We start from the raw sequence: 278 nt of genomic DNA on the forward strand, positions 1-278 counted from the left end.
GAGGTTAAGCAGCGTTTACGTACCGGAACCGTCGTCACCACCGACGACCGTAACTGGGAGCTACGCTATTCCGCTTCTGCGCTACGTTTTAACCTCAGCCGCGCGGTAGCTATCGATATGGAGAGCGCCACCATCGCCGCTCAGGGCTACCGCTTCCGCGTCCCTTACGGCACGCTGCTATGTGTTTCCGACAAACCACTGCATGGCGAGATCAAACTGCCTGGTCAGGCCAACCGTTTTTATGAAGGTGCCATTTCTGAACACCTGCAAATAGGTAT

The 278-nt window shown here is 55.4% G+C and carries 1 pseudogene; it reads left to right on the forward strand.

The features are described 5' to 3' along the window. Window positions 1–278 (forward strand): annotated as a pseudogene (locus FDX22_RS21115) (AMP nucleosidase); the annotation flags it as partial.

The organism is Citrobacter sp. TBCS-14 (assembly GCF_005280805.1).
In the GTDB taxonomy this organism is placed as follows: domain Bacteria; phylum Pseudomonadota; class Gammaproteobacteria; order Enterobacterales; family Enterobacteriaceae; genus Citrobacter; species Citrobacter gillenii.